The organism is Silicimonas algicola, from assembly GCF_003148765.1.
Lineage (GTDB): Bacteria > Pseudomonadota > Alphaproteobacteria > Rhodobacterales > Rhodobacteraceae > Silicimonas > Silicimonas algicola.
In genome coordinates, this window is record NZ_QGGV01000003.1 from 85,916 (window position 1) to 92,056 (window position 6,141).

Sequence of the window (6,141 nt, forward strand, 5' to 3'; positions counted from 1 at the left end):
CATGGACATGAAGACCATCACCGATCTTCTGGCCCAGGTCGACCTGCGCTTCGTCACCTATGTCGGTGCCGTCCTCGGGCTGCTCCTGGTGTTCGAGGGCCTGCGGCAGATGCTGTCGCGGACGGCCAACGTCGAGCAGGCCAAGAGCCGCCGGATGCGCCTGATCCAGAAGGGCGCCACGACCGAGGAAATCCTCAAGATCCTCAAGCCGACCGAAAAGCGCAGCTTCGTCGAGAGACTTCCCTTCGTCGGCGACCTGCCGGTGGTTCTCAGACAGGGCGGGATCACGATGGCGCCGGGCGCCTTCCTCGTGACCTGCTTCGCCGCCGCGGTGGCGATCTTCGTCGTGGGCATGCAGTTCATGGGCTGGCTCAACGCGCTGGCGCTTGGCTTCGTCGTCGGCCTGTTCCTTCCCATCCTCCAGGTGCGGATGAAGCGGAACGAGCGGATGAACCTTCTCGTCAAGCAATTGCCCGATGGTCTCGACCTCATGGCGCGCGGCCTGAAGGTGGGACACCCGCTGAACACGACGCTGGCGGCCGTGGCGAACGACATGCCCGACCCGATCGGCTCGGAGTTCGGCATCGTGGTCGACCAGGTCAGCTTCGGCGACGACCTGACTGAGGCCTTCCGCGACCTTTCGTCCCGCATCGACCAGGAGGACGTCCACTACCTCGCCACCGCCATCGCGATCCAGCACGGCACCGGCGGCGACCTGGCGCGGGTTCTCAACGTCCTGTCGCGGACGATCCGCGACCGTCTCAACATGCGCAAGAAGGTCAAGGCACTGACCGCGGAAGGCCGGCTGACAGCCGCGTTCCTGTCGTTCATCCCGGTGCTGATCTTCGTGGCGATGCAGATTCTGACGCCCAGCTACTATGGCTCGATCGCGAACGAACCCGAGGCGGTTCCCCTTGGCATCGCCATCGTCACGCTTTCGGTCCTGAATGCGCTGATCCTGCGCAAGCTCGTCAACTTCCGGTTCTGAGGAGGGCACAGAGATGCTTGAACAGATCACAGCCTTCTTCGGGAACGTCGGGTCAGCCGGCGGCCTCGTCATCATGGGGATCTTCATCGGGACCCTGTTGATCGTCTATGGCTTCTTCGGCGGCCTCGTCGCCTCGAACCCGGTCGGTCGGCGCTACAACGCCGGCAAGGCCGTGACACGGCGGACGGCTTTCGAGGCCGGTCTTCTGAACAACGCCGACGTCGACCCCAAGGGCCTGATGAAGGCGCTCATGCCGCACTCGCGCGAGAAGCGCACCAAGGTCCGGCGCCAGCTGATGAACGCGGGCATGGTCGGGCGCGACGCGATCTTCAAGTTCTACACGATCCGCATCCTTCTCGCCGCAGGTCTGCCGGCGCTCTACCTCGCCGTCCTGGCACTTCGGAAGGCGACGCTTCTTCCGCTGCCCGATGGTGTCGCCGCCCTGATCGACGGTCAGAGCACGATGCTGACCTACTACGTCCTCACTTCGCTTCTGGTGATCGGCTACTTCTTCCCGGCGCTCTGGCTTCGCGCCAAGTCGGACGAACGCCAACTCCAGATCGCCGAGACCTTTCCGAACGCGCTCGACCTCATGGTCGTTGCCGTCGAGGCGGGCCTCGGCTTCGACGCCGCCATGACGCGGGTCTCGAACGAGATGGAGGCGTCGGCCCCGGCCATCGCGCAGGAATTCCGGCTTGTGCAGCTCGAGGTATCGGCCGGTGGCGACCGCGAAAAGGCGCTGATGGACATGGCGCAGCGGACTGGCGTGGACGAGGTGATGTCCTTCGCCAGCGTCATACTTCAGTCGATCCAGTTCGGTACAAGCGTGTCCGGGGCGCTGACGACCTATGCCTCCGAGATGCGCATCACGCGCGAATTGAAGGCGCAGGAGATGGCCAACAAGTTGCCGGTGAAGATGTCGGGCGTCATGGCGTCCCTCATGCTTCCGGCACTTTTCCTTCTCATCCTGGGTCCGATCGCGATTCGGTGGGTCAACACCTTCGGCGGCTGACGCGACGTGCAGCACGGGCGGGCGCCCTGACTCGGGCGTCATTCGTCTCGCGCCAACAGTAGCGGTCCTCGTGCAACGACTGTTGCCGATTTGTCGAGAACCATTCCTTCGGCTTAACCCTGAAGAGCGTCAGACGTGTCGCGTCCTTGACGCACCGTCGCCCTTGCGGTCTGATTGCCGGGAGGGGAAATCGACCACCCATTGAGATCGGTTTTTTTATTGAGCAGTCCACGGGGAAACTCCCGGCTTGTGCGTGTTTTGGTTTAGAGGACAGAGACGTGGACACTAGGGATGGGTCCGCACCTATTTCCAGCCGGTTAGGGCCGACGCTGAAGGTGCTGGATGGGATCGCCGGCTGGTGCGGTGGATTGCACGGGTCGATGCCGCTCAAGGACGCTCTTGCGACGCTGGCGTCGGGCTTGGGAGCAGACGCCGCAGCGATCACGCGACATAACACGAACGAGGATCGGCCGCGTACCGTGGCTGTCTACGACGCACGCGAGGGCGATCCCGACGTGCCGCTTCTCCGGCGTGGTCTGTGCCGGGATGCCATGGGGTATCTTTACCCCAAGGTCCGCGCCTCCACGGCGTGGTTCCTGACGGACCTTCTGACCGACCGAGCCTGGGCGGGTACCGACCTTCTGGAGAACTGGCGCATATCGCGCGACGTCGCCGAGATCGTCAGCCTGCCCCTGGCCATCGATGCCCGTCGCCGGGATTTCATCGAGCTTCATTTCTCCCGTGGCTTCACACATTTCGAACGCCTTGAATTCGAGGCGTTGGTGCCGACGCTCGTTCGGTCCTGGGCAGGCCGGAAACCGGGTCTCGTCACCGGGGCCAGCATGGACGACCGCATGATTGCCGCGCGACGCATAGCTGCGCAGGTGGGGCAAATCCGCCGGACGATTCCGGTTCTCGACGCATCTAATCCCGCCAACCTGAGCCGCGCCGAGTTTCGTGTCTGCCTTCTGCTGTCGCGGGGTCTGTCGGTGAAGGCCGTGACGGATGAGCTTGGTCTCAGCGAGGCCACGGTGCGAACGCATCTGCGGTCGATCTATTCCAAGACTGAAACCACGGGGATGCCCGAGCTTCTATTTAGGATCCTATCGCCGGCGACCGAAACCGCCCAGGAGAAGAGGCGCGCCATCGCCGGCTGAGGCGCGACGGTCGAGGCCGACGACTCAGGGGCTCTGTTGCACAAAGCGCCTGATGTTAGAGGTTCCCCTTTTCCCGGCCGAATGTACCCCCCGGTTTCTGTGACAGGGACGCCAAGCGCTGTGTAGCGGTTCATGAGGGCGATGCGGATTTGAACCACCGCGACCTGTCGTTCAAGTCCCACGCCATGAGGCGCTGCCCAAGCAGTTTCATATAGTGCATCTTCGTTTCGGCACGGTTTCCTCGGTGGTATCCGCTCCAGTTTCGCCAGATCGCGCGGCCGAGCTGTTTCGCCGCCCGCAGGGCCTCGTACCGCGCCAGCGGTGACGGTCTTCCACGGCTTCGCGTTCTTTCAGTGTGGGATGACGGCGTGGGCGCCGCGGTCAGCAATCGCATTATTGCATTTGCGCGTAACACGGGCGCCATTAGCCCTGACGCTGACGATTTCCTCGCCAGTTGAAGTCTGGCTGAGCAGGCCGGGCAGGACCCGGTGCATCGCCGATGTGGCTCCCGGTGATCTCAACCGCTCGAACATCCAGTGTGTGCTCGGATCCAACGGGCTCACCGCACAGGCCGGGCGGATCGACACCTGCCAATCTGCCCGCATCTCGTCGTTCAGCGTCCTCTTCCGGGCAGGCCTCAGAGATTTCGCTTCATGACGTCCTGAAGCATCTCTTTGTCGAGCGACAAGTCCGCAACGATCTTCTTCAGCCGCGCGTTCTCCTGCTCGAGTTCCCGAAGGCGCTTCATCTCGGACGGCATCAGGCCCGCATTCTTCTTCCAATTGAAGAACGTCGCCGAGCTGATCCCGGGCTTGCGACAGACTTCCGCGCCAGGCGTCCCGTCTTCAGCCTGCTTAATGATGAACGGCTGTCTCGCGCGTCCGTGAACTTGCTCGCCTTCATGGGCACTCCGCTCCTCTCCCAGCCAGGGATTCGGTGCTCAAGACTTTAACCAGGAGCGGGGCGGTTCCGGGGGTCATATCATCCGTCATCCCGCAGACCACGTTCTAGCGGTGGATTTAACGGTAGTCGCCTTCGGTGCAGCGGATTTCGAGGATCAGCATTTGCGCCTTGGTCGCACCTCGAACCGCATCAGCGCCGATATTCGGTGGTATCACCATTGAGGACACTTGCGGCAGCGTCATCCGATACGCGTAGGCGCTCCGTAAGAGAAGCGGATCGGACTTCGTCACCAAGCTCCGATGCAACCGTTATCGCTAGCTTTAGAAGTTCGACGTTTTCGGGATGACGGTCCAGCGCTGTTTCAAGTAGCAAGTCGGCGCTTCCATAATTCAATTCCGAAATGAGGTGGTTGGCAAGGCGCTTCGCCTCCGGTGCGGCCCCTCTCGAATATTCATAGGCCAAGGCAAATTGCTGGCCGGCCAGAGTGCGAAGGCCTTGGAGAAGATAGACCTCTCCGAGAAGCGTCGCGTATTCTGCATCCCGGGAAAGCTGGAGATTCGCCCCAAGGAGGTCTCGGAGCGCATCATCTGCGAGGCCATCTTCAAGGTTCCAACGAGCCCGGATCTTCAGCGCTGCTGAATTTTCGCTGTCCCAGCCGAGGAGCCTGTCTATTTCTGAGCGGGCTCTTTGCCTATCGCCCGAAGCGTCGAGGAGTCGCGCGAGCCTGACAATTGCGTCGGACCTTTTACCGGTACCATCTCCACCTTCAACAACCGCCTCTAGTGTTCGGACCGCAAACGGGACATTTCCCACTTTTTCCCAGAGGTCAGCCAGAGCTAATCGAAAGTCGGGTTCGCCAACGGTAAGTTCGCCCGCATCGAGGAGTTCTTGGAGTCTCTTGGCCGCGCCGCCGTCGCCTCCGTGTCGTTGCAGAAACTCGACATACTTCGGTATCGATGTTTCCGTTCGGCTTTCCTTCTGGGTCTCGGCGAACAAGATGTCCGACGCCGCGCGAATATCGGAATTCGCTTCGAGCCAGGCTACATACCATCCCGAGAGCTCCCTTCTTTCCGGGTACTTAGCGTGCATCGAGGCAAGCTGTGCGCCTATCCTAGGATTGTCTCCAACATCTTGGAGCGCGGCAAGCTTGAGTTCGTCGTACTGGTAGAGGTGCGGCTGCCGCTGAATCAGGGCCTCGATGATTGGCAGGGCTTGGGTGCCATTGTCGGAACGGAGCAACCAGTGAACAACTACGTAGGCAGCGACACCGTCCTCGGGATCCTTGTCTAGATGGCTGCGCTCGCGAGAATAGGCTTCGTGTGCGCTGTCCTCGTCGTTGTCGGTGATCGCCGCGATGTAATCGCGCGCGGCGCGTGCCGATCCTGCGTGTTCGAAGTCGGAGTCACTCTGGATTGCGGCCGACAGCTGGGTGATGGCCTCTGACCACCGTCCAAGAAAGAGGGAGAGTTCCGCGAGACGAAAGTGGTCGCCAGCGTCCACCGCTGACTGGTTGACTTGCGTAAGCATCACGGCATATCGCTCCTCGAGCGTCCAAGAGTGCTGCGCTGCTTCAGGCGGTCGTTCCATGGAGGACTGGGAACCAATCGACCCCAGCCGTCCGGTCCAGACCGCCCCATAGCCGACGCACAGAAGTATTAGTGCCGCAAGGATTGCCAGTATGCGCATATTGACTAGATTACGCGAGCTGCGAGTGAAACCAGACGTCAGAACCCTACACCATCGTTCGGCCAAGTCAAAAGCGAGGCATTTGCGTCGGCTGAGGGATGCTGTTGCAGAAACCGTTCGCTGGCCGAGGTTCCGTTGTCCGCGGACGAACCTACCCTACGGCTTCTGTGACGGGTATGCCGAGCGCCCGTGTAGCCGTTGAGGACGGCGAAGCGGACTGAAGCTCGGCGTGCTGGCGGTAGAAACCCCTCGCCATTCGCCGCTGCCAGCAGTTTCATGCCGTGCATTCACTGACCCGCAAGGGTTATCCGCAGCATGATTCCGCGAGGTTTCGTCTCAACGCGGCTCCGGCGGTGGTATCCGCTCCATCGTTGCTAGAGCGCGCGGCCCACGTA

4 protein-coding genes and 2 pseudogenes are annotated in these 6,141 nt (G+C 61.7%); 3 read left to right on the plus strand and 3 right to left on the minus strand.

The window, feature by feature from the left end; translation table 11 throughout:
- Position 1 precedes the first annotated feature (1 nt).
- The 3 genes from C8D95_RS07820 to C8D95_RS07830 all read left to right on the plus strand — a co-directional run bounded on the left by C8D95_RS07820 (position 2) and on the right by C8D95_RS07830 (position 3,157).
- Entirely contained in the window at positions 2–988 is a 987-nt protein-coding gene (locus C8D95_RS07820; RefSeq protein WP_109758625.1) for a type II secretion system F family protein, read from the plus strand.
- A gap of 13 nt (positions 989–1,001) precedes the next feature.
- Positions 1,002–2,000 carry a type II secretion system F family protein gene (locus tag C8D95_RS07825; protein WP_109758626.1) on the plus strand — a complete coding sequence of 333 codons (999 nt, stop codon included), beginning with the start codon at positions 1,002–1,004 and terminating at the stop codon, positions 1,998–2,000.
- A 278-nt stretch (positions 2,001–2,278) separates the two neighbouring features.
- A complete protein-coding gene (locus C8D95_RS07830; RefSeq protein WP_126918541.1) occupies positions 2,279–3,157 on the plus strand; it encodes a helix-turn-helix transcriptional regulator in 879 nt (292 codons plus the stop codon).
- Positions 3,158–3,243: 86 nt separating this feature from the next.
- Here the strand turns inward: C8D95_RS07830 and C8D95_RS07835 are convergent.
- The 3 genes and pseudogenes from C8D95_RS07835 to C8D95_RS07845 form a co-directional block, all read right to left on the minus strand.
- Positions 3,244–3,703: pseudogene (locus C8D95_RS07835) on the minus strand (transposase); the annotation flags it as partial.
- Positions 3,704–3,908: 205 nt separating this feature from the next.
- Positions 3,909–4,082, minus strand: a pseudogene (locus tag C8D95_RS22930) (transposase); the annotation flags it as partial.
- Positions 4,083–4,249: 167 nt separating this feature from the next.
- Positions 4,250–5,560 carry a tetratricopeptide repeat protein gene (locus tag C8D95_RS07845; RefSeq protein WP_146202985.1) on the minus strand — a complete coding sequence of 437 codons (1,311 nt, stop codon included), beginning with the start codon at positions 5,558–5,560 and terminating at the stop codon, positions 4,250–4,252.
- Between the last annotated feature and the right edge of the window lie 581 nt (positions 5,561–6,141).

Excerpts from the sequence above, each read along its gene's own strand:
- C8D95_RS07820 (WP_109758625.1), top strand. The coding sequence starts at position 2 with ATGGACATGAAGACCATCACCGATCTTCTGGCCCAGGTCGACCTGCGC.
- C8D95_RS07825 (WP_109758626.1), top strand. The coding sequence starts at position 1,002 with ATGCTTGAACAGATCACAGCCTTCTTCGGGAACGTCGGGTCAGCCGGC.